Source organism: Sphingobacterium endophyticum (assembly GCF_009733535.1).
GTDB classification, from domain to species: domain Bacteria; phylum Bacteroidota; class Bacteroidia; order Sphingobacteriales; family Sphingobacteriaceae; genus Sphingobacterium; species Sphingobacterium endophyticum.
Genome location: NZ_SMMI01000010.1, coordinates 141,645 through 162,461, shown reverse-complemented (window position 1 = coordinate 162,461; position 20,817 = coordinate 141,645). Strand labels below are relative to the sequence as shown.

The following is a 20,817-nucleotide window of genomic DNA, read 5'->3' as shown; positions in this document are numbered from 1 at the left end:
TGAATCATGAAAAAATTTGAAAAATTATCCTCTCGTGTAGTTCCTCTACCGATTGAAAATATTGATACTGATCAAATCATCCCTGCTCGTTTCTTAAAGGCTACGACCCGAGAAGGATTTGGAAACAACCTTTTCCGTGATTGGAGATTTGATAGTAATGAACAGCCTAAGGCTGACTTCGTCATGAATAACCCTACCTATAAAGGTAAAATCCTTGTGGCTGGTAAAAACTTCGGCTGTGGTTCTTCGCGTGAACACGCCGCTTGGGCTATTCAAGATTATGGATTTGATGTCGTAGTAAGTTCTTTCTTCGCAGATATCTTTAAGGGAAATGCCCTTAATAACGGTGTTTTGCCTATTACTGTGCCTGAAGAATATCTGGAAAAGATCTTCGAAAATGTATTTAACAATCCAGAAACAGAATTAATAGTAAACCTTGAAGATCAAACAATTACTATTGCTGAAACAGGTGAGAAATATAATTTCGAAATCAATCCCTACAAAAAGTCTTGCTTAATCAATGGCTACGATGACATTGACTATATCCTTAGCCAAACTGCAGACATCGAATCTTTTGAACAAAATAGATAATGGCAGCTAAAGTCCAAATAAATAATCTAGCTATCTCTTATGGATCAAATTCCATATTGAGTGATTTATCTTGGACAATAGAACCAAATGAAAATTATGTCTTGGCGGGGAAAAGTGGTTCCGGAAAAACAACTTTGGCTAAAGCTATTGCAGGATTAATAACCGGCAATGGGGAGGTAAATGTTGAATTTAACGCAGAAAGCAAACCCCTACCTGAAGTAATTTATGTTTCCAATTGGTATCAGTTCACAAATTTAGAAGGGGATAGAAACTTCTATTACCAACAACGATATAATCGTCATCAAGGGAATGATACACTTACTGTAAAAGCAGAATTGCTTCATTTCGCCAATAAGGAAAAACTAGACTTAAAAGACATTCAACAAAAAATTGTTGCAATGGGATTTGGCCACACCATGGATTCACAGCTTATTGAACTTTCTAGTGGCGAACACAAGAAATTACAATTGCTAAAGTCTTTATGGTTAAAGCCTCAACTTTTAATTATTGATGAGCCCTATACTGGCTTAGATAAGCAGTCAAGAATTGAACTGAATATTTGGCTTGATGAATTAGTGAATGAAGGTGTGCAATTGATTATCATTTCAAATGATTCCCAGTTACCAACAGCCATCAATAGGTTTGCCCATGTAGTGGACGGCAAACTTGAAAAAGTGGATTCATTTGATGAAATCCATCAAGATGAAAATAGGAAACAAAAAGAATTGCCGTCTTTCTTGCAAAAACTACCAGAAACCAATTTTAATTCCATCGCTGATCTAAAAGATATTATCATTAGATATGGTGACAAAGTGGTTTTAAATAAAGTGTCCTGGAAAGTGGATGTAGGTGAAAAATGGCTTTTACAGGGACCTAATGGTTCTGGTAAATCAACCTTATTGAGTTTAATTAATGGAGATCATCCTCAATCTTACGGTTTAGATATCGAACTCTTTGGTAAGAAGAGAGGATCTGGAGAAAGTATTTGGGATATCAAACAGAAAATTGGAATGATATCTCCTGAAATGCATTGGTATTTTGATCAGAATGCAACTGTATGGCATACTTTGGCCTCTGGGTTTTATGATAGTATCGGATGGTTTATCGATGTAAAATTTCAAGAAAAGAAACAGATCGAGGAGTTAATGGATTTTTTTGACTTAACTGAACATAAAGACCAATTACTCCATACATTGCCATTAGGAAAACAACGCTTGGCTATGCTTGCCAGAAGTATCATTAAAAACCCGCCACTATTGGTATTGGATGAACCATGCCAGGGACTTGATGCGCAACAGGCTAGATATTTTAATGATGTAGTCGATGAGCTTTGCCAACACGGAAAGACACTCATTTACGTCGGACATTATGAAAGTCAGCTCCCAAGCTGTATTGAAAAAAGAATTGTATTAGAAAAAGGCGAAGTTGTCGCCTTGGAAAATAAAGTTGAAAACGTTTTATAACACATGAAGAAAAACATTCTTATTATTCCTGGAGATGGAATTGGACAAGAAGTTACCACCTGGGGAAAAGAAGTTCTAAATAAAATTGCTGAGAAATATAATCATGAATTTATTTTCGACGAAGCAATCATGGGCCATACTGCAATTGAAGCAACTGGCAACCCTCTTCCAGACGAAACCCTTGAAAAAGCGAAAGCTTCGGATGCAATTTTGTTTGGTGCAATTGGTCATGCTAAGTATGACAATGATCCTTCAGCGAAAGTGCGCCCTGAACAAGGCTTATTAAAAATACGAAAAGAATTGGGGCTATACGCTAACCTCCGTCCTATCCTATTGTTTGATGAACTTTTGGATGCTTCTAGCTTAAAACCTGAAGTTCTCCGTGGAACGGACATCCTGTTCTTCCGTGAATTAACGGGTGATGTTTACTTCGGTGAGAAAAAACGAAATGAAGACAATACATTTGCTTCTGACCTAATGAATTACAACCGTTATGAAGTGGATCGTATTGCTCGTAAAGCGTTTGATGCTGCCAGAACAAGAAATAAAAAATTATGCTCCGTTGATAAAGCGAATGTATTGGAAACTTCTAGACTTTGGAGAGAAGTAGTACAGGAAATCGCTAAAGAGTATCCTGACGTTGAAACTGAACATATGTTTATTGACAACGCTGCAATGCAATTAGTTAAGAACCCTAAAAAATTCGATGTCGTATTAACTGCGAATTTATTTGGTGATATCTTAACAGATGAAGCTTCTCAAATTGCAGGTTCTATGGGAATGTTAGCTTCCGCTTCTATTGGTGACGGTACAGGATTCTTTGAACCTATCCACGGGTCTGCACATGATATCGCAGGCCAAAATAAAGCAAATCCATTAGCTTCTATCCTATCTGCTGCACTAATGCTGGATATCGCATTTGGACTTCAAGAGGAAGCTAAAGTTGTAACCAATGCAGTTGCTGAAACCTTAAAAGCCGGATGGAGAACTGGTGATATCGCAAACACCGAAACTCCTGCCGATAAAATTTTGGGAACTAAAGAAATGGGTGCTAAAGTATTAGAGTTTTTAAAGTAGAATTAATCAAGGTTTAAACATAAAATTTAAATAATATGTTACACGATCCTAATCACTTATACATTTTCGATACTACATTACGTGACGGTGAACAAGTGCCGGGTTGTCAATTGACAACTCCTGAAAAAATCGAAATTGCTAAAGATTTGGAACGCCTAGGGGTAGATATTATCGAAGCAGGATTTCCTGTCTCTAGCCCTGGAGATTTCCAGTCAGTAGTCGAATTATCAAAGGCTGTTGATGATGTGATCATCTGTGCCCTGACTCGTGCAAACATGAATGATATCGACGTGGCTGCTGATGCATTAAAATATGCAAAAAGACCACGTATCCATACTGGAATCGGTTCTTCTGACATGCACATCAAATATAAATTCAACAGTACCCGCGAAGAAATCTTAGAACGTGCCGTTGCTGCTGTAAAACATGCGAAATCTTACGTTGAAGATGTTGAATTCTACGCAGAGGATGCCGGACGTGCTGACCTTGTGTTCTTAGCACAAATGGTGGAAGCAGTGATCGCTGCTGGGGCTACTGTCGTAAATATTCCGGATACGAATGGTTATTGTTTGCCAGATCAATATGGTTCCAAAATCAAATATTTAACTGAACATGTTAAAAATATTGATCAGGCTATTATTTCAGCCCATTGCCATAATGATTTGGGATTAGCAACAGCTAACTCTATTGCCGCAGTACAGAATGGTGCCCGACAAGTTGAGTGTACCATTAATGGAATTGGAGAACGCGCCGGAAATACCTCCTTAGAAGAGGTTGCAATGATCCTTAAAGTTCATAATCAAGCTTTCGGAGGTTTATCCTCAAACATTGACAGCAAAATGTTTACTTATCTTTCAAGAAAAGTAAGTGAAATGATGAATATGCCAGTTCAACCTAACAAGGCTATTGTCGGTCGCAATGCATTTGCTCATAGTTCGGGAATTCATCAAGACGGTTTCTTAAAACACCGTGAAAATTATGAAATCATCCGTCCTGAGGACGTCGGACTTTTAGAAGCTGATATTATCCTGACAGCTCGTTCTGGTCGACATGCATTGAAGCATCACCTAGAACGTCTTGGATATAGCCTTGACAAAGATAAATTGGCAGATTGCTATCAAAGATTCTTAATCCTGGCTGACGCCAAAAAAGAAATCGATGACAATGATTTGTTGATATTGGTAAAAGAAAACTAAGTTAAAGGCTGGTTGATCCAGCCTTAATTATCAATTTAATAATCGATCGGAAAAGAATGAGTTTGGACCTATCAACCTTAACCATAGACTCAAATGCTGCTAAATTGCGCATCAAAGATGTGGTCACTCGTACACCTTTACAATATAACCAGCATCTATCTGAAAAATATGGAGCGGAAGTCTATTTAAAGCGTGAAGACCTCCAAGTGGTAAGATCCTATAAGCTTAGAGGTGCATTCAATAAAATCCTAAGTCTTTCTGAAGAAGAAAGATCTAGAGGTGTGGTCTGTGCTAGTGCTGGAAATCATGCCCAAGGTGTAGCATTAACTTGCAAAAAACTGAATATTAAAGGTGTTATTTTTATGCCGGGCCCCACTCCTAGACAAAAAATAACCCAAACAGAAATGTGGGGTAATGGAAATATAGAAATTATTCTTACAGGTGATACTTTCGATGATTGTCAAATCGGAGCTTTAGAATATGCAAAAGCACACAACATGACTTTTATTCCTCCTTTTGATGATCTTAAAGTCATCGAAGGCCAAGGTACTGTCGCCGTTGAAATCCTTGAAGATCTTCCTTATGTAGATGCTGTTTTTATTCCTATAGGTGGTGGCGGACTTTCTTCTGGTTTAAGCTACCATATGAAGAAATACGCACCTAATGTCAAATGCTATGGCGTAGAACCTGAAGGCGCTCCTTCCATGCAAGCTGCTATTCAAAACGGTGCTCCTATCGAATTAGAAAATATCAATAAATTTGTTGATGGGGCTGCAGTGAAAAAAATAGGTGCGCTTACCTATGAAATTAGCTCCCAGTTATTGGATAGTGTTAAATCAATTCCGGAAGGAAAGATATGTACAACCATCCTCGAATTATACAATAAAGACGCAATCGTTGCTGAACCTGCAGGTGCATTATCTATTGCAGCTTTAGACTTCCATAAACAGGAAATTAAAGGAAAAAAAATAGTCTGTATCGTTTCAGGTGGAAACAATGATATTGACAGGATGAGTGAAATCAAAGAACTCTCCTTATTATATGAGGGATTTAAACATTATTTTATTGTTCGTTTCCCTCAAAGACCTGGTGCCTTGAAGTTATTAGTTACTGAAGTCCTAGGACCTAAAGATGATATCACTCGGTTTGAATATATCAAAAAAACCGAAAGAGAAAGAGGTCCTGCATTAATTGGTATTGAATTAAATGATCCAAATGATTATATTACATTCTTAGAAAGGTTGAAATCATATAAATTTGATTTCATAGAAGTGAACAAAGACCAGACTTTATTTGAATATCTGGTATAAAAACGCAACTAACCCACCACAATAAAGTAGATGCAACGATCATTATATCTTATGGTCGTTGCTTTTTTATTTTACGGATATTATCTATTTTTTTGACCTTTTTGTTACAAAACAACTAAAATAATTAAACCTTCCTCTGAAAGACATTCTACTTCAAGCTCTTTAAGGTGTTGAATCAATAATCTATCTCCTTGAAAAAGCAAGCGTTTTTCAACTTCAAAACATCCCTCTAAACAATAAGCAAATATTTTATCTATAGCCTTTATTTTTAAAAGGATATCTTCATACTTCGATTGAAAAGTTCCAAAATATAGCTTCAATGGCCATAACTGACTGTGCTGTATAGACAGCAATTTATTCATTGGAAACATTTCACCTATCGGTAACTTAGCTAAATCAAGTTTAGATTCATATTTATTCACCCCTTTGAAAAGAAATAGTTGGAAATATAATCCCCCGGCCTGACCTGAATGAGTGGTTATTTTCATGATGTCCGCTTGATTCACATCGAAAATACCCACGCCAGCAACTGATATCAATTTTTCAAAACGCCTTAATTCCAATTGCATATCATTGACTAGGGGTATTATAATTACTGTATATTCTTCATCATAGGAAATTGTCAATTCCTCCCCTTCTTCCAATCGATATTCCCGGATTGAACACAAGTTGAGACCAGATTCTTGCTGATGCATTATCGCCAAAGCTGAAACCTTTTTTTCCTTTAAACTGCCCCATGGGAAATGGGTCTCAACTTTTTGATCATTAATCAAGATTTGTGCAAGTGGATTCATAAATATACTTCGCTTATTAACCTTTTACTTTTAAGGTTATGCTCAGATTGAAACCTTTATCCAAACTTCCTGTAACAACCGACATCTCCTTTTCCACTCCATCAGAAAATACATTATCGTTCTTATTATAGGTGTATCCTTTTATTCCTTTTGTGTAACCGTAGTCTGAACCTTCCTCATTGACATGAATAGATAAGCTATCTTGGAAAGCAATTTGCGTAACTAGAAGAGATTTCCCCGACTCATCATAAATATGTGCATGGATATGTGTAGATCTGCCCATGTACCAACCCGGGAATATGGTTTCAAATTTCACTAATCCAACCTCATCTGTTTTCTGACGACCTCTATACCAATTTTCTGATATATAATTTCCTTGTTGCATTTGGGTACCTCCATATTGCGAGTAGTTTCCATCCACATCACAATGCCATATATCAACTATCGCATTTTTCAATGGAGAACAGTTTGCATTGACATCAACAATGGTAATAACAGCAAGCATATCCACACCAATATTGTCTCCCTTTTTGATGTTCGAACGAGAGTACTGCGCAGGTAATTTTGTAGGAAAGGGACCTTCTGTCTCCCTTGGTGTTTCTGTACAACTCTGATCAACTTGAACATCCTCATCAGATACATTTGAAGGATTTGCCGAGGATTTATTGCAAGAACTTAAAAAACCTGCTCCTGAAAATGCCAAAACTGATAAGGATTTTATAAATTTTTTCCGTTCCATAATGAGATTGATTATATAACTAACAAAGCTAGATTACTAATCTGTTAAGAAGTGTAAATAAACGCTAATGTTATATTAAATTTTAATTGACATCCCCTTTTGTAGATTGAAAAAAATTATTTAAATCAACAATTAAAACACAACATTTTTTATTATTTTCAGTTTATTAAATAGTTATAAACCAAATTTTTAGAAGATATGAAAACATCAACAATCATTTTAATCTTGACAATGGTATTTGGATTCTCATTTGCTCAGGCTCAAGAAACAAAACCAAAAGCAAGTCCACCCGATAGTTCTAAAGTAACTACTGATGATGGTGTAAAAATTGCAATCAACTATAGCAGTCCTTCTTTAAAAGGAAGAAAACTTGGTGTCGATCTTGCCGAAATTGGAAAAGTTTGGCGAACCGGTGCTAACGAAGCGACAACTGTGGAGTTCGATAAAAATGTATTAATAAATGGTCAAAAACTTCCTGCTGGAAAATATAGCTTGTATTCTATTCCGGGAGAAACCCAAACGACTATGATTTTAAATAAAACCTGGAAGCAATGGGGTACCCAATATGATGAGAAAGCTGATGCGCTACGTGTTGTGGTTGACAATGAAGAAAATGGGGACAATGTGGAACGCTTGAAAATCACCGCTGATAAAGGTGGAAAAATCCACTTAGTTTGGGGTAACTATGGTTTATCTATGAACGTCAAAGCCGATAAATAGAATAAAAAATATAATCATTAATCACATGGAGACTGAAGTTTAATTTTTAAGCTTCAGTCTTTTTTTTAGATGGAACTTTCAGAATAAATACTTAGGTTCTTAACAAATGTTAATAAAATTGACACAGTTTCATCATCAAATTCTCTGAATAAATTATTTTAGAAAATCCTTAAAATCGATATAACGTTTTTGGTTAAAAATAACAAGAAATTACGGGTAATTTGACAATAAAAAGAGGAATGAATTACAAGTAAAAAATAACTGATATAGGCAAGTATCAAAGTTATCAACATAGTTACAAACCTGTAAAACAACACTTTAATAAATATCGAGTGTTACCAAGAGCGTTTTAACCTGATTTTGTGAATAGATGTGGAAAAGTATCGTTAACGAACCGAAGAAAAATAAGGGATATTTGTTCTACTTGAGAAAATAACCATCTCAGTTCTTAACGTTTTTTTAATTCATCAAAGAAGCAGAGCTCAAATTAGCTAATAATTCTTTTAAACTTATATATCATGGCAAGAATCATTAAATTCGAAAAAAATGACTGTGCACCATGCGCACAAGTATCGGCGTACCTGGACAACAAGGGCATCGCATATGAAACCATTAATCCTTTCGACGAACCTGAACTAGCCGTTAAGTTTAAAGTTCGTACAGTACCTACTGTCATTGTACTTGAGAACGATGAAATCAAAAACCGCATCATCGGATTCAACCCTGCTGAATTAGATCAAATCGCATTGTAGAAATCATAAAGTAGAGAAGATATGATTTATTTATACTATGATTCTCGAACAGGTAATGTGGAACGATTTATTAATAAAGTCGTTCAAATTACCGGATGGACAGCTATCCGTATCCAAGATGGCTTGGATGTGAAAGAAGCTGGACATTTAGTGACCTATACCACAAATTTTGGTAAGGTCTCTGACAAAACTGATGCTTTCATGCGCGAACAAAATCATCAAATCCTTTCGGTAACCTCTAGTGGAAACCGTAATTGGGGAAGAAACTTCGCCGTAGCAGCAGATAAATTATCTGAAATATTCGATATTCCAACTGCAATGAAATTCGAACTTTCAGGAACATTAGAAGATATTAATCAATTTATTGACATCATAAAAAACCAGTACTATGATAGCAAACGAGGTAGCGAAAAATTGGATATTGCTTAACAACGAAATCATGATCAAACATGATGACGAGTTCAGCTTGCATAAAGACAAGGAGGCTGTACGCGCCTATTTTCTTGAATATGTTAACAAGAACACCGTGTTCTTCTACACATTGAAAGAAAAAATAGATTATTTGATCGAAAACGATTATTATATCGATTTCTACCAATGGTTCACTTTTGAGCAAATGGAAGAGGTGTACAATTTTGTATTCGCCAAAAAATTCCGTTTCCAATCTTTTATGGCTGCCTTTAAATTTTTCCAAAGTTACGCCCTACGTGATGACTCTGGTGAAAAATTCTTGGAACGCTATGAAGACCGCGTCGTTGCTGTTGCCCTATTCCTTGCTAGAGAAGAAGGTGTACAAAAGGCTATTGAATATGCCGAGATTATGATCAATCAAGAATATCAGCCCGCTACCCCGACATTCTTGAACGCTGGAAAAAAACGCTCCGGTGAACTCGTGTCTTGTTTCTTAGATGAAATCGGCGATAACCTGAATGGTATCGGTTATGCTGTCGATTCAGCAATGAAATTATCTTCTATCGGTGGTGGGGTATCATTCAATATCTCCAAAATTCGTGCTCGTGGTGAAGCTATCAAAGGCGTCGAAGGACGTGCTGGTGGAGTATTGCCGATTATGAAAATTATGGAAGATACTTTCTCGTATGCTAACCAATTGGGGCAACGTCCCGGTGCTGGTGCCGTGTACTTGAATATTTTCCACTCTGATATCGAAGAATTCTTAGACTGTAAGAAAATCAACGTGGACGAAAAAGTTCGTATCAAATCCCTGTCCATCGGAATTATCGTCCCTGATAAATTCATGGAACTAGCTGAAAAAGACGAACCTTGCTACTTGATATACCCGCATACCGTAATGCAGGAGTATGGAAAATATCTTGACGAATTGGATATGGATCTCATGTATGATGAGTTAATTACTAATCCTAACGTTAAAAAGAAAAAAATTAATGCACGTCACTTATTGGTGAAAATCGCACAGACTCAAAAAGAATCTGGTTACCCTTACATCTTCTTTAAGGAAAACACAAACCGTGCACATGCTTTGAATGGAATCGGTAGTGTAAAATTCTCAAACCTTTGTACCGAAATCATGCAGGTATCTGAAGTTTCAGATATCAATATTTATGGTAAAGAAGACACAATCAGATACGGTATTTCTTGTAATCTAGGTTCATTAAATGTAGCAACCGTAATGGATAACAAACGTATCAAAGAAACTGTCAAAACAGCTATGCGTGCATTGACAGTCGTATCGGATGTAACCAATATTGAAATGGTACCTTCTATTGCAAAAGCAAACCGTGAATTACATTCTGTAGGTTTAGGTGCAATGAACTTACACGGTTATCTTGCGAAAAGCTTCATCATGTATGAATCTACAGAAGCATTAGATTTTGCTAATGTGTTTTTCATGACTATGAATTATTATTCAATCGAAGCATCGATGGAAATCGCTAAAGAACGTCAAGAAACATTCGTAGGATTTGAAAAATCTGGATATGCTGATGGTACTTACTTCGAGAAATATATAAATCAAGAATATTCCCCTAAAACTGAAAAAGTTAAGGAATTATTCAATGGGATACATATTCCTACAGTTGAAGATTGGGCAAATCTAAAAGCATTAGTTGCTGAACACGGGGTCTACCATGCTTACCGATTAGCAATCGCTCCTAACCAATCTACTTCATATATCATGAATGCTACCGCATCCGTAATGCCTATAGTAGATATTATCGAGGTTAGAGAGTACGGTGATAGTACAACATACTACCCAATGCCGTACTTGACCAATGATAATTACTTCTACTTCAAATCAGCGTATGACATGGACCAAATGAAAGTGTTGAAGTTGGTTTCGGTTATCCAACGTCATATCGACCAAGGGGTATCGACTATCCTTCATACAAATTCAAAAGATTCAACTCGTGATTTGGCTAAGTATTACATCTATGCGCATAAGTTAGGATTGAAATCCCTATACTACACTCGTACTCGTAAATCAACAATTGAAGAATGTATTTCATGCTCTGCATAATTTCTTCAAAGAATAAAAAACTTAGAATCACACCAAAGCTGAACTGGAAATTGAGAAATATCCAGTTCAGCTTCTTTAACTAAATGATATTAGAATAGCAATGAGTAAACAATATACAGCCGTAAACTGGAATACCCCAGACAACGATTATGCCTTGATGTTTTGGGAACAGAATATCAGACAATTCTGGATTGATACAGAATATATCCCTTCCAAAGATATTGATAGCTGGAAAGGTTTAAGTTGGGATATGAAAGAGTGTTACAAGAAAGCATTAGGCGGACTTACTCTTTTGGATACTTTACAGAGCCATACCGGTATGCCAAAAATTATTGATCATATCGACTCATTGCAAAATAAAGCCGTGCTTTCATACATGTGTATGATGGAAGCGATCCATGCAAAATCATACTCTACCATCTTTACAACGGTTTCTACAACCAATGAAATCAATGATGTATTCGGATGGGTATCTCAAAATAAATTCTTACAATATAAAGCTTCGACTATCGATAAATACTACCGTGCTATCGATAAAGAAAATGTATCGGATGAAGAATTATTTATGGCTTTGGCGGCATCTGTTTTATTAGAATCTTTCCTTTTCTATTCCGGATTCTTCTTACCGTTGTGGTTATGTGGACAGGGTCAAATGGTTGCCTCTGCCGATATCATTAAAAAAATCATCGCAGACGAATCCATACACGGCGTATTTGTAGGACTTATAGGACAGGAAGTTTTCGCTAGACTACAGAATAAGGCTGAAGTGAAACAACGCTTCCTAGACCTATTAAATGAGCTGTATGAGAATGAAATCAAATACACAGAAGAACTGTATACTGTCGTAGGTTTAACTGCTGAAGTAAAAGAATATGTTCGTTACAACGGAAATAAAGCCTTAATGAACCTAGGTTTTGATCCAATCTTCGAAGTAAAACAAGTCAACCCAATCGTTTTGAATGGTCTTAATACCGAAACCACTCAACACGACTTCTTCTCCAAAAAATCAACAAACTACGAAAAAGCAACAGAAATCGTCCACCTAAAAAATGAAGATTTCCTATTGGATGCATCCGTAGAAATTTAATAAAATAAAAAATATTCTTTGTTATAAAAAAGCCTTTCATGAAATTCATGAAAGGCTTTTCAATTACCTAAATACTAACTACTTAATACTAAATACTCTTAGTATCCCGGATTTTGTTTTAATCCTGGGTTGATTGCTAAATGTTGCTGTGGTATTGGGAACAGCTCCTTATTAACATCATTCGTGGCTTTATGATCCCACCATGCTCCTGTACTAAATTTTCCAAATCGAATTAAATCTGTTCTTCTTTTACCTTCAAAGATAAACTCACGTCCTCGCTCTGCCAATAACTCATCTAACGTTAAAGTCGATGTACTGTACTGATTAGCATTCCAATCTGCTGCTGCAAAAGAACGTTTCTTCGATTCATTAATCAAATTAACAGCTTCTGTGGTTGCTGTTCCTCCATTCTTACGCATGATGGCTTCTGCTTTGTTGAAGTACACTTCTGTTAAACGATATATCAAATAATCATTCTCTTGGTAGTTATCATCGGATAGACGGCCAGACTTATACTTATTGAATCTTGCGCCTGAGTTTTCTTCTCCTTCTGCCATTGATCCTTGAGAGGTTTTATCACCTTCACTCTCTCGGCGTATTGAATTAACAAAAACTAAAGGTTGCCCAGAATATTCTTCTGTTCCTTCAACAGGTGTTTTTGTACCATATTTATACTGTGGGCCAAACAAAAACCAATCTTTCTTTCTCAAGTCCTTTGCATTGTAGGCATCAAATGCAGTAGGAATAACTACAAACGCATTCCAACCACCATAACCTACGTTCAATGCTTCTTTCATATAGTCATACCCAAAATAGAATCCGCCCCAATCAAATGCCCAGCCACCTTTTCGGCTAAACTGAAATTGGAACAGCGCTTCCGGATTGGCTGAGTTGGTATTGCTAAAAGCCGAATTAATATCTGCTGAAAGTTTTGGTGTACCGCCGATTCCTCCACCAGCTCCGGTAATTACCTTATCAGATGCTGCGATCGCCTGATCCCACATCGCTGTTCCTGACCATTTTTGCGCATTTAGATAAAGCTCTGATAACATAGCATACCCTGCAGCTCTATTTACTTTTCCAACTGATTCTGCATTCAATTCTGGTAATTTCGGAACTTCCGCTTCAAGTTCGGTCTTAATAAATTCAAAGACCTCTTTTCTAGTCTTGGTCTCAGGATTCAATGGCTTGTCTGCCACCTCAACCGCAATTGGAACATTCCCCCACATATCAATGATACGCATGTAGTGATATGCCCGCAATACTTTCATTTGTGCAACTGCAACATTGATTTCCTCCTGTGTCATACCAATGCTTGCAAAATCCAACTTCTCTATATCTCCAATGGCATTGTTGATAAATCCAACCCCAGTCCACATCAAATCCCAGGCACTCTTCATCCTGTTTTCATTCGCTGTCCATGTATGGTAATGCATACGAAAGTGATCCCCTCCATCATAACCATGTCGCCCCTTCTGTGGCCATGCAACTTGATCCGAGGCTAGTTCTGAATGATAATAAAATCCAGATCCTCCTGTGGGAGCTAACCATGCCTGCATATGCGTAAATGGTCGTAAAACTGCCTGCTCAACCTCCAATTTATTCTTATAGAAACTCTCCTGCTCTAATTTACTATATAGATTTTCATCTAAATTTGTACAAGCTGATAATCCAGCACTCGCAATAACCGCAACAGCTGCAAATCGTATTGTACGTTTATTTAACAATCTCATAATTTACATTTTTAAAAACCAATATTTAATCCCAATGACCATGATTGTGTTCTAGGATAAAATCCTCTTGAATCAATACCGCCGTCAAATCCTGTGTCCTGCAATTCAGGATCTATTCCAGAATATGATGTAATCGTTGCTAGGTTCCTCGCAGTCATATAAACATATAAATTCCTCAAATAATCATTCTTAAGGTTGAAGGTATATCCAAGGGTAATATTGTCAATCTTAACAAAGGATCCATTCTCCAAATAGTAATCCGAGTATTGTGGATCATCCTTCAATTCTGCGTGTTTTCCAAATGCTGATTCCAAAACATTATTAGGTAGCCACTTTTGATTTCCAAAATACATGTCTGCCGTATTCAATATATCATATTTGAACTTCCCTCTCAGAAAAACAGTTAGATCAAATCCTTTGTAACTGAACCTATTTCCCAATGAAGCCTGAAACTTTGGAATACCGTTACCGATATAAGATAAGTCATCATTATTAATCTCCCCAGCATGTGCCGTAGAACCATCTGCCTTATAGAACAACCACTTTCCTTCATCGTCAAATCCAGCAAATTTCTTTCCGTAGAACGACCCTACCTCTCCACCTTCTTCCAATCGGATGGCGTTACCCAAGTTTCCTGGCGAAGGTAATCCACCAAATTCTAACCAATTGCTTTTGAAGATATCACTGGATAATTTTGTCAATTTATTTTTCTGGTAATTACCTGCGAAATCAACCTGCCAAGTAAAATTATCATTGGCAATTGGTGTACCTGTCAATTGGATCTCGATACCTTTGTTTACAACTTCCCCGACATTGTACCAAATACTTGGCTGAACATAAGCCGGCAATTGCGCATTGTATTCATACAATAAATCTGTGGTCTTCCTATGATAAACGTCGATAGCTCCCGTTAAACGGTTGTTAAACATTCCAAAATCAACCCCAATGTTTGTCTCTGCCTTCTGTTCCCATTTTAAATCCGGATTTGGGTTTGTAGAAATTCCATATGTTTGATAGTAGATACCGTTCTGTGGATATACACCTCCCGTTCCTAATGTCACTAACGATAGATAATTTGGAATTCCTTGATTTCCCGTTACACCATATCCTGCACGTAGTTTCAAGTCATTAACAACTTCTTTGTTCGTAAAGAATTCTTCATTGGATATATTCCAACCTGCGGAAACTGCCGGAAAATTACCCCATTTGTTGTTCGCGCCAAAACGTGATGAGCCTTCTCGACGAAGGATGGCAGTAACAAAGTACTTGTCCGCATAATTATAATTTACACGACCAAAGAATGCAATTAGCTTATTATCTTCCTTAAATGAATTTAACCCTGGTCTTGGTAGTTTATCATTCGTAATGGCTGTTCCTGAATTAAAATCCCAATCTAAAAATCCATCCGTTGTAAATCCATTATTGTTCATATCAAACCATTCCAAGGTCGAATATTGGTAACTATATCCTAATAATCCTGTTACTGTATGTTTCTCGTTGAATGTCTTATTATAGTCGATTGTACTTTCAAACGTTTTCGTCCAGTTCAGTTCATTTCGCTTATAGGCATAACCCATTCCTTGATAGTTTGAATCTTCTCTTTGATCCCAGTCTAATTTTGAACGGAATTCACGACCATTCCAATTGTCTCTCACATAAGAACCAAATGCAGAAACGCTTAATTCATCTAAAATCTTAAATTTCAAACGTGCATCTCCTGAAAAAGTCTGTTGATTTCGCTGATTGATCCTATAGGCCAATCTACTCATTGGATTATAGTTATTGTATTCCTGCGTCTGAAAGAATGTGCCATCTGAATTAATGATTGGTGCAGTGGGATTACGTTGAATCGCTTGTTCAAAATCCCCAGTTTGTCCGCCCAATAAATTTGCCTTGTTAAAATTCGCTGCAATATTAGCCGATAAAGTTAAACGATCATTTAAACCTGTCTGATTAAAATTGAAACGGCCACCGAATTGCTCTTTCCCATTTTCCTTAGCAACTCCTTTTGCTTGTTCATAATTGAAGGATGCTCGGTATGTTGAATTCTCACCCCCACCACTTGCAATGAAGTTATGAAAATGTGAAAAATTATCTTTATTGATTAATTCATCATATAGGTCTGTTGAAGCTCCTAAATCAGATTTTGGTCGGTCCAAACCAATCACTACTTTATCCCTAAATTGTGCCGCATCCAACATCGTAGGTCTACGATTTACAATTTCTGTCTGTCCGTAGGTTAGGTATTCAAATTGTGGTGTGCCGGCCTTGCCTTTTTTGGTGGTCACCAAAATTACTCCTCCGTTACCTCGTGTACCATAAATTGCAGCAGCTGATCCATCCTTCAATACATCGATGGATTCGATATCGCCTTGCTTAATCAGGTCAAGGCTACCGCCTGGGATCCCGTCAATTACAACTAGTGGACTATTTGACCCTTTTAAAGAGGCCATACCACGTAATTGGATGTTCGTACCCGAATTTGGGTTGCTTCCTTGGGTTCTGGTCACATTTAATCCCGCAACTTTCCCCTGAACCAATTCCATAGGGTTTCTCATTCCCCCTTTGTTAAAATCCTTTTCCTTAACAGAAGCTACTGCCGAAGTAATTTCCTTACGTTTCTGAGTTCCGTACCCGACAACGACTACCTCATCTAATGATTCTTCGTCCGGAGTTAAATTAATATTGGCAGTTGGCCCATTAACTGGAAAATCCTGAGATTTAAATCCAATTGAGCTGATCTGAAGGATCTCCCCATTCTCTGCTGCAATGCTGAAATTCCCCGAATCATCGGTTTGTGCTGCTGCATCTTTTCCTTTTACCCGAACGGTTACCCCTGCTAAGGCCTCCCCTGTTGACGAGTTTTTAACCGTACCTGTTACGGTTTGTTGAAATTCAACCCTCTCCATTCTCGTCGCTTCAGAATACGGTACCTCCGCAGCATAACCATAGCTGCTAGCCATCAGAGAAAAGCATAAAATGCTGCTCCTGACAAAGCCTTTCCGATACATTTTTGAACTGTAAATGTTTGGCATGTTAATTAACGTTAATTAATAAATAATTTTTAAAGGTTTATAAACCAATACTTTACACTAAAACGTTTTAGTAGATTGGTAGCAAATGATAACATCTTTAGATACCTTTATTTAAAACGAATCAATTAAATAAATATTATCCAGTTTATATTAGAATTCTGGAAATTTAGAAAAAATATGTTAAAAACTTAAAAATTCGGGACATAAGTTTTGTAACCTTATGGTAACATAAGATCATTCTTGTGAGAAATATTTGAATTTAATGTGAGGCTAATCGAGCATACATTTCAACCATGGCAAGTTGGTCTAAAAGCCATTTTTTTGATGATGGTTTTTGCCCCGACCAATCCTTGTTGAACAGACCATGTTCATCCCGCAATTCCTTCCATGCATAGTTCATGTTTTCTTTAAAACTATTCAGATACTCAGGGTTTTTATCTATTTCATAGAGCTCCACAAAACCGCGTAACATAACAGCTATAAACCAAGAATCTGAATTCTTCAATAACCTGAAATTTCTGCCGGAATGAGACCCCTCGGAATGGAAAAAATAATCATGTGACGAAGCCGCAATTAACTGGGCATCCTTTAGGTACTTTTGGTCTTTTGTTATTTCATAAAGCAGTGCCGCCGATTGTAACATTTGACCAGAATTATATGGAAATTTTGTTTTGTTAACCTTACCGCTTAAACTAATGTTGTCATAATACAGATGATCTTCTTTATCCTCTAAGTTTTCTTTCGTCCAATTATATAGTTTGATAGCTTGATCTAGATATTCCTTTTTTGTAGTTCCTTGATATAATTTTAAAAGATAGACTACTGCAGGTGCATTCGAACAGGTATTCTTTGATTCCTTTTTCTGTTCGCACCAATAAATGCCTCCACCTAACTTATCATCCATTCCACTTTCAACAAACTTCCAAATCTCTTCCGATTTCTCAAGAAATTTCCTGTCTTTAGATGTTAAATATAAATCCGCAAAATCAATTCCTAACCAAACATTATCATCGTAAAATCGATCTGATTGGGCTGCCGTATTAACATAAGAAGCGTAGCCTACCGGTAATCTTTTATCATAATACTGTTCTAAACCAGGCAAGACCTTAGTCTTGATATCCTTCAGTATGTTTCTATCCTTTTTACCCTCATAGCGTACAACCTGTGCGGATAAAGATCCCGAAAACGGCCATAGGTAAGAATAAGAATTTCCTTTCTTCCCTTCATCAGGTCCAGCTAAATAACTTGCCTTATAGCCGTCGTCAAAAGGAAAATTCTCCCGAAGCAAAAACGATCCTTTAATTCCATAATGCTTATAGATCGAATCCAAAGTGCTCTTCGCTTTTTCATTATAATCAGAACCAATTCCTCGCTCCTGCCCAACAAGCGCTATTACAGAGAAGAAATAAAGAAGGGTGATAATGAATTTTTTTTTCATGTCAGGTTTAGATATTATTCAAGAATATTATTGCGGAAAAAGAATTTCCCTTAGGTTGATTGAACTATTATTTTTTAGTTCATTTTTAGAATAATTCAATGAAGGCATCAAAAAATACCTTCATTGAATTTTATGTTTTAGATGTTACCTTTTTTCAATTCATTTACCGCATGGTCAACTGCACGTGCAGAAAAGGCCATATAAGTTAGGGATGGATTTTGGGTAGATGTTGAGGTCATGCTAGCTCCGTCTGTCACATACACATTTGGACATGCATGTACCTGATGCCAACTATTCAATACCGAGGTTTTTGGATCTTTTCCCATACGTGCACCTCCCATTTCATGAATGTCCAATCCCGGGGCTTGGGAACTCTCGTTCCGACGAATATTCGTAAAGCCAGCCGATGTAAACATTTCTTCCATCGTATCCAGATAATCCTTTTTCATTTTCGCATCGTTATCATCATAATCAACCGAAATCTTTAACAATGGAATTCCCCATTCGTCTTTCTGCTGACCATCCAATGCCACATAATTAGACTCCTTAGGAATGGTTTCCCCCATCATATGCGAACCTACTCCCCAATTGCCATATTTTGGAGAAAGAATGGAATCCTTTAAATCTGCTCCTAATCCCGATTCATCTGACCATGAGGATCTATACGCACCGAATCCAGCCGCATAGCCACGCAAGAAATCTGTTTCCTGTTTATGAAGGTTACGAAATCTTGGAATGTAGCCTCCACCCGCAGGATTTCTACCGTCAGTTTTATACTCTAATAATCCTTCATAATCGGCACTTATTCTTGCACTATAATTATGAAAGGCAACATACTTCCCTAAAGTGCCTGAATCATTGCCTAGTCCATTTTCAAATCTTTTGGATTTTGAATTAAGCAAAATTAAGGTTGAATTCAGTGCTGCAGCATTGACAAATATGACCTTCGCATAAAAATCAATCTCTTCTTTAGTTTCCCGATCAATGACCTTAACTCCAACCGCCTTACCTTTATTCTCATCATACAGAATAGAATGAACCACAGAATTAGGTCTCATGGTTAAATTTCCTGTTTTCGCTGCCCAAGGTAAAGTCGATGCATTCGAACTGAAATATCCGCCAAATGGACAGCCTCTTTGACATAGGGTACGATTCTGACATTGAACTCGACCCTGATCCAAATGGATTTGGTTAGGCTTTGATAGGTGGGCACATCTTGCAGAAATCACCTTTCTACCCGGAAATTTACGCTCAACCTGTTCCTTGAAGTATTTCTCAACCACATTTAAAGGATAACCAGGCAAAAATTCTCCATCCGGTAATTCTGGAAGCCCATCTTTATTTCCTGAAATCCCAGCAAATCGTTCTACATGGTCATACCATGGTTTAATATCTTGATAGCGAATAGGCCAATCCACCGCAAACCCATCTCGAGCAGGTCCTTCAAAATCGAAATCTGACCAACGCTGGGTCTGCCTTGCCCACAACAGCGATTTTCCACCTACCTGATAACCACGGATCCAGTCAAATGGCTTTTCCTGCACATACGGATGCTCCTTATCTTTTACAAAAAAATGTGCCGCATCTTCATGAAATGCATAACATCTATTGACGATGGGATTCTCTTGCTTTATCGCATAGGGCAATTCATTTCTATGTTCAAATTCCCAAGGATAAAGGTTTGTCGTTGGATAATCCTTGACATGCTGAACATCTCGTCCTCTCTCAAGAACCAATGTTTTCAAACCCTTTTCACACAATTCCTTCGCAGACCAACCCCCAGAAATCCCTGAGCCAATTACGATGGCATCATAGCTACGATCTTTCGCCGATTCAATATTTAAGTTTGCCATCTTATTATGCCTCAATTTTATAGGCTCCATTGTATCTTCCTGGAACCAATTCATAAACTAACTTATTTTTCATGACATATTCCGAGTTCTTATAACCCTGAATAGTCCTTCTTTTCAAGATATTAAAGAAGATGTCATCTTTATCTAAGGATGTTAAATAGGCCTGCTGTTCGGCTAAAGGCTTACCCTTAACCTGATGCGCGGCCTTTAAACCATCTAAGAATTTCTTTTGATCCTCTGGACTTGTACAATCATCCAGCATTTTCATAACAAAAAGGTGAAGGTTTAATTCTTTTGCTCCTGGACTATCTGTTTGAGGAATGATAGCCTCTACCAATTCTGCCAAAAAAAGCTCGTCATCATGATTGAGCTTGATTTGGTTAAGCTGAATGGATGGAGATTTTGAACTAAAATCGCAGGAGGTAGCAATCATGATACCACCTGCCATGATAAACATTTGCTTTAATGCTGTCCGTCTGTTCATAAGATTTATAATCTAGTTTCCTAAATTACAAATTTAACAGTTAGGAATAGC

17 protein-coding genes are annotated in these 20,817 nt (G+C 37.1%); 10 read left to right on the top strand and 7 right to left on the bottom strand.

Annotated features, from left to right (window positions below):
• The first annotated feature begins 6 nt into the window (after positions 1–6).
• The 5 genes from leuD to ilvA are packed head-to-tail and all read left to right on the top strand — an operon-like array spanning position 7 to position 5,637.
• Positions 7–591 carry a 3-isopropylmalate dehydratase small subunit gene (gene leuD / locus E0Y80_RS13735; RefSeq protein WP_156308239.1) on the top strand — a complete coding sequence of 195 codons (585 nt, stop codon included), beginning with the start codon at positions 7–9 and terminating at the stop codon, positions 589–591.
• On the top strand, positions 591–2,054 hold the full coding sequence (locus tag E0Y80_RS13730; protein ID WP_197091601.1) for an ATP-binding cassette domain-containing protein: 1,464 nt from the start codon (positions 591–593) through the stop codon (positions 2,052–2,054). Before leuD ends, E0Y80_RS13730 begins: the two co-directional genes overlap by 1 nt.
• A gap of 3 nt (positions 2,055–2,057) precedes the next feature.
• Complete coding sequence (leuB, locus tag E0Y80_RS13725) at positions 2,058–3,131, top strand: 3-isopropylmalate dehydrogenase (RefSeq protein WP_156308237.1); 1,074 nt, start codon at positions 2,058–2,060, stop codon at positions 3,129–3,131.
• A gap of 35 nt (positions 3,132–3,166) precedes the next feature.
• Positions 3,167–4,327: a 2-isopropylmalate synthase gene (locus E0Y80_RS13720; protein WP_156308236.1), complete on the top strand. Its 1,161-nt coding sequence runs from the start codon at positions 3,167–3,169 to the stop codon at positions 4,325–4,327.
• Positions 4,328–4,383: 56 nt separating this feature from the next.
• Positions 4,384–5,637, top strand: a complete 1,254-nt coding sequence (gene ilvA, locus E0Y80_RS13715) for a threonine ammonia-lyase IlvA (protein ID WP_156308235.1) — start codon at positions 4,384–4,386, stop codon at positions 5,635–5,637.
• 104 nt (positions 5,638–5,741) lie between these two features.
• Here ilvA and E0Y80_RS13710 read toward each other — a convergent pair whose 3' ends face one another.
• The gene (locus E0Y80_RS13710; protein ID WP_156308234.1) at positions 5,742–6,431 is read right to left on the bottom strand and encodes a hypothetical protein; all 690 of its coding nucleotides are present in this window, start codon (positions 6,429–6,431) and stop codon (positions 5,742–5,744) included.
• A 16-nt stretch (positions 6,432–6,447) separates the two neighbouring features.
• Positions 6,448–7,170 (bottom strand): dioxygenase family protein, encoded by a 723-nt coding sequence (locus E0Y80_RS13705; RefSeq protein ID WP_156308233.1) that lies wholly within the window; start codon positions 7,168–7,170, stop codon positions 6,448–6,450.
• A gap of 198 nt (positions 7,171–7,368) precedes the next feature.
• On the opposite strand from E0Y80_RS13705, the gene E0Y80_RS13700 reads away from it, so the two are divergent.
• The 5 genes from E0Y80_RS13700 to nrdF all read left to right on the top strand — a co-directional run bounded on the left by E0Y80_RS13700 (position 7,369) and on the right by nrdF (position 12,223).
• Positions 7,369–7,890 carry a DUF2911 domain-containing protein gene (locus E0Y80_RS13700; protein WP_156308232.1) on the top strand — a complete coding sequence of 174 codons (522 nt, stop codon included), beginning with the start codon at positions 7,369–7,371 and terminating at the stop codon, positions 7,888–7,890.
• Between the two features lie 518 nt (positions 7,891–8,408).
• Positions 8,409–8,642 (top strand): glutaredoxin family protein, encoded by a 234-nt coding sequence (locus E0Y80_RS13695; protein WP_149524904.1) that lies wholly within the window; start codon positions 8,409–8,411, stop codon positions 8,640–8,642.
• A gap of 21 nt (positions 8,643–8,663) precedes the next feature.
• Positions 8,664–9,071, top strand: a complete 408-nt coding sequence (nrdI, locus tag E0Y80_RS13690; RefSeq protein WP_197091600.1) for a class Ib ribonucleoside-diphosphate reductase assembly flavoprotein NrdI — start codon at positions 8,664–8,666, stop codon at positions 9,069–9,071.
• Positions 9,031–11,136 carry a class 1b ribonucleoside-diphosphate reductase subunit alpha gene (gene nrdE, locus E0Y80_RS13685; RefSeq protein WP_156308231.1) on the top strand — a complete coding sequence of 702 codons (2,106 nt, stop codon included), beginning with the start codon at positions 9,031–9,033 and terminating at the stop codon, positions 11,134–11,136. Before nrdI ends, nrdE begins: the two co-directional genes overlap by 41 nt.
• 100 nt (positions 11,137–11,236) lie before the next feature.
• Positions 11,237–12,223, top strand: coding sequence for a class 1b ribonucleoside-diphosphate reductase subunit beta (gene nrdF, locus E0Y80_RS13680; protein ID WP_156308230.1), 987 nt, complete (start codon positions 11,237–11,239; stop codon positions 12,221–12,223).
• A 98-nt stretch (positions 12,224–12,321) separates the two neighbouring features.
• On the opposite strand, the gene E0Y80_RS13675 is transcribed toward nrdF, so the two are convergent.
• The 5 genes from E0Y80_RS13675 to E0Y80_RS13655 all read right to left on the bottom strand — a co-directional run bounded on the left by E0Y80_RS13675 (position 12,322) and on the right by E0Y80_RS13655 (position 20,766).
• The gene (locus E0Y80_RS13675; RefSeq protein WP_156308229.1) at positions 12,322–13,956 is read right to left on the bottom strand and encodes a RagB/SusD family nutrient uptake outer membrane protein; all 1,635 of its coding nucleotides are present in this window, start codon (positions 13,954–13,956) and stop codon (positions 12,322–12,324) included.
• Positions 13,957–13,967: 11 nt separating this feature from the next.
• Positions 13,968–16,991, bottom strand: coding sequence for a SusC/RagA family TonB-linked outer membrane protein (locus E0Y80_RS13670; protein ID WP_156308228.1), 3,024 nt, complete (start codon positions 16,989–16,991; stop codon positions 13,968–13,970).
• A 259-nt stretch (positions 16,992–17,250) separates the two neighbouring features.
• Complete coding sequence (locus E0Y80_RS13665; RefSeq protein WP_156308227.1) at positions 17,251–18,429, bottom strand: glycoside hydrolase family 76 protein; 1,179 nt, start codon at positions 18,427–18,429, stop codon at positions 17,251–17,253.
• Between the two features lie 137 nt (positions 18,430–18,566).
• Positions 18,567–20,282, bottom strand: a complete 1,716-nt coding sequence (locus E0Y80_RS13660; RefSeq protein WP_156308226.1) for a GMC oxidoreductase — start codon at positions 20,280–20,282, stop codon at positions 18,567–18,569.
• Between the two features lie 4 nt (positions 20,283–20,286).
• Entirely contained in the window at positions 20,287–20,766 is a 480-nt protein-coding gene (locus E0Y80_RS13655) for a gluconate 2-dehydrogenase subunit 3 family protein (protein ID WP_156308225.1), read from the bottom strand.
• Positions 20,767–20,817 lie beyond the last annotated feature (51 nt).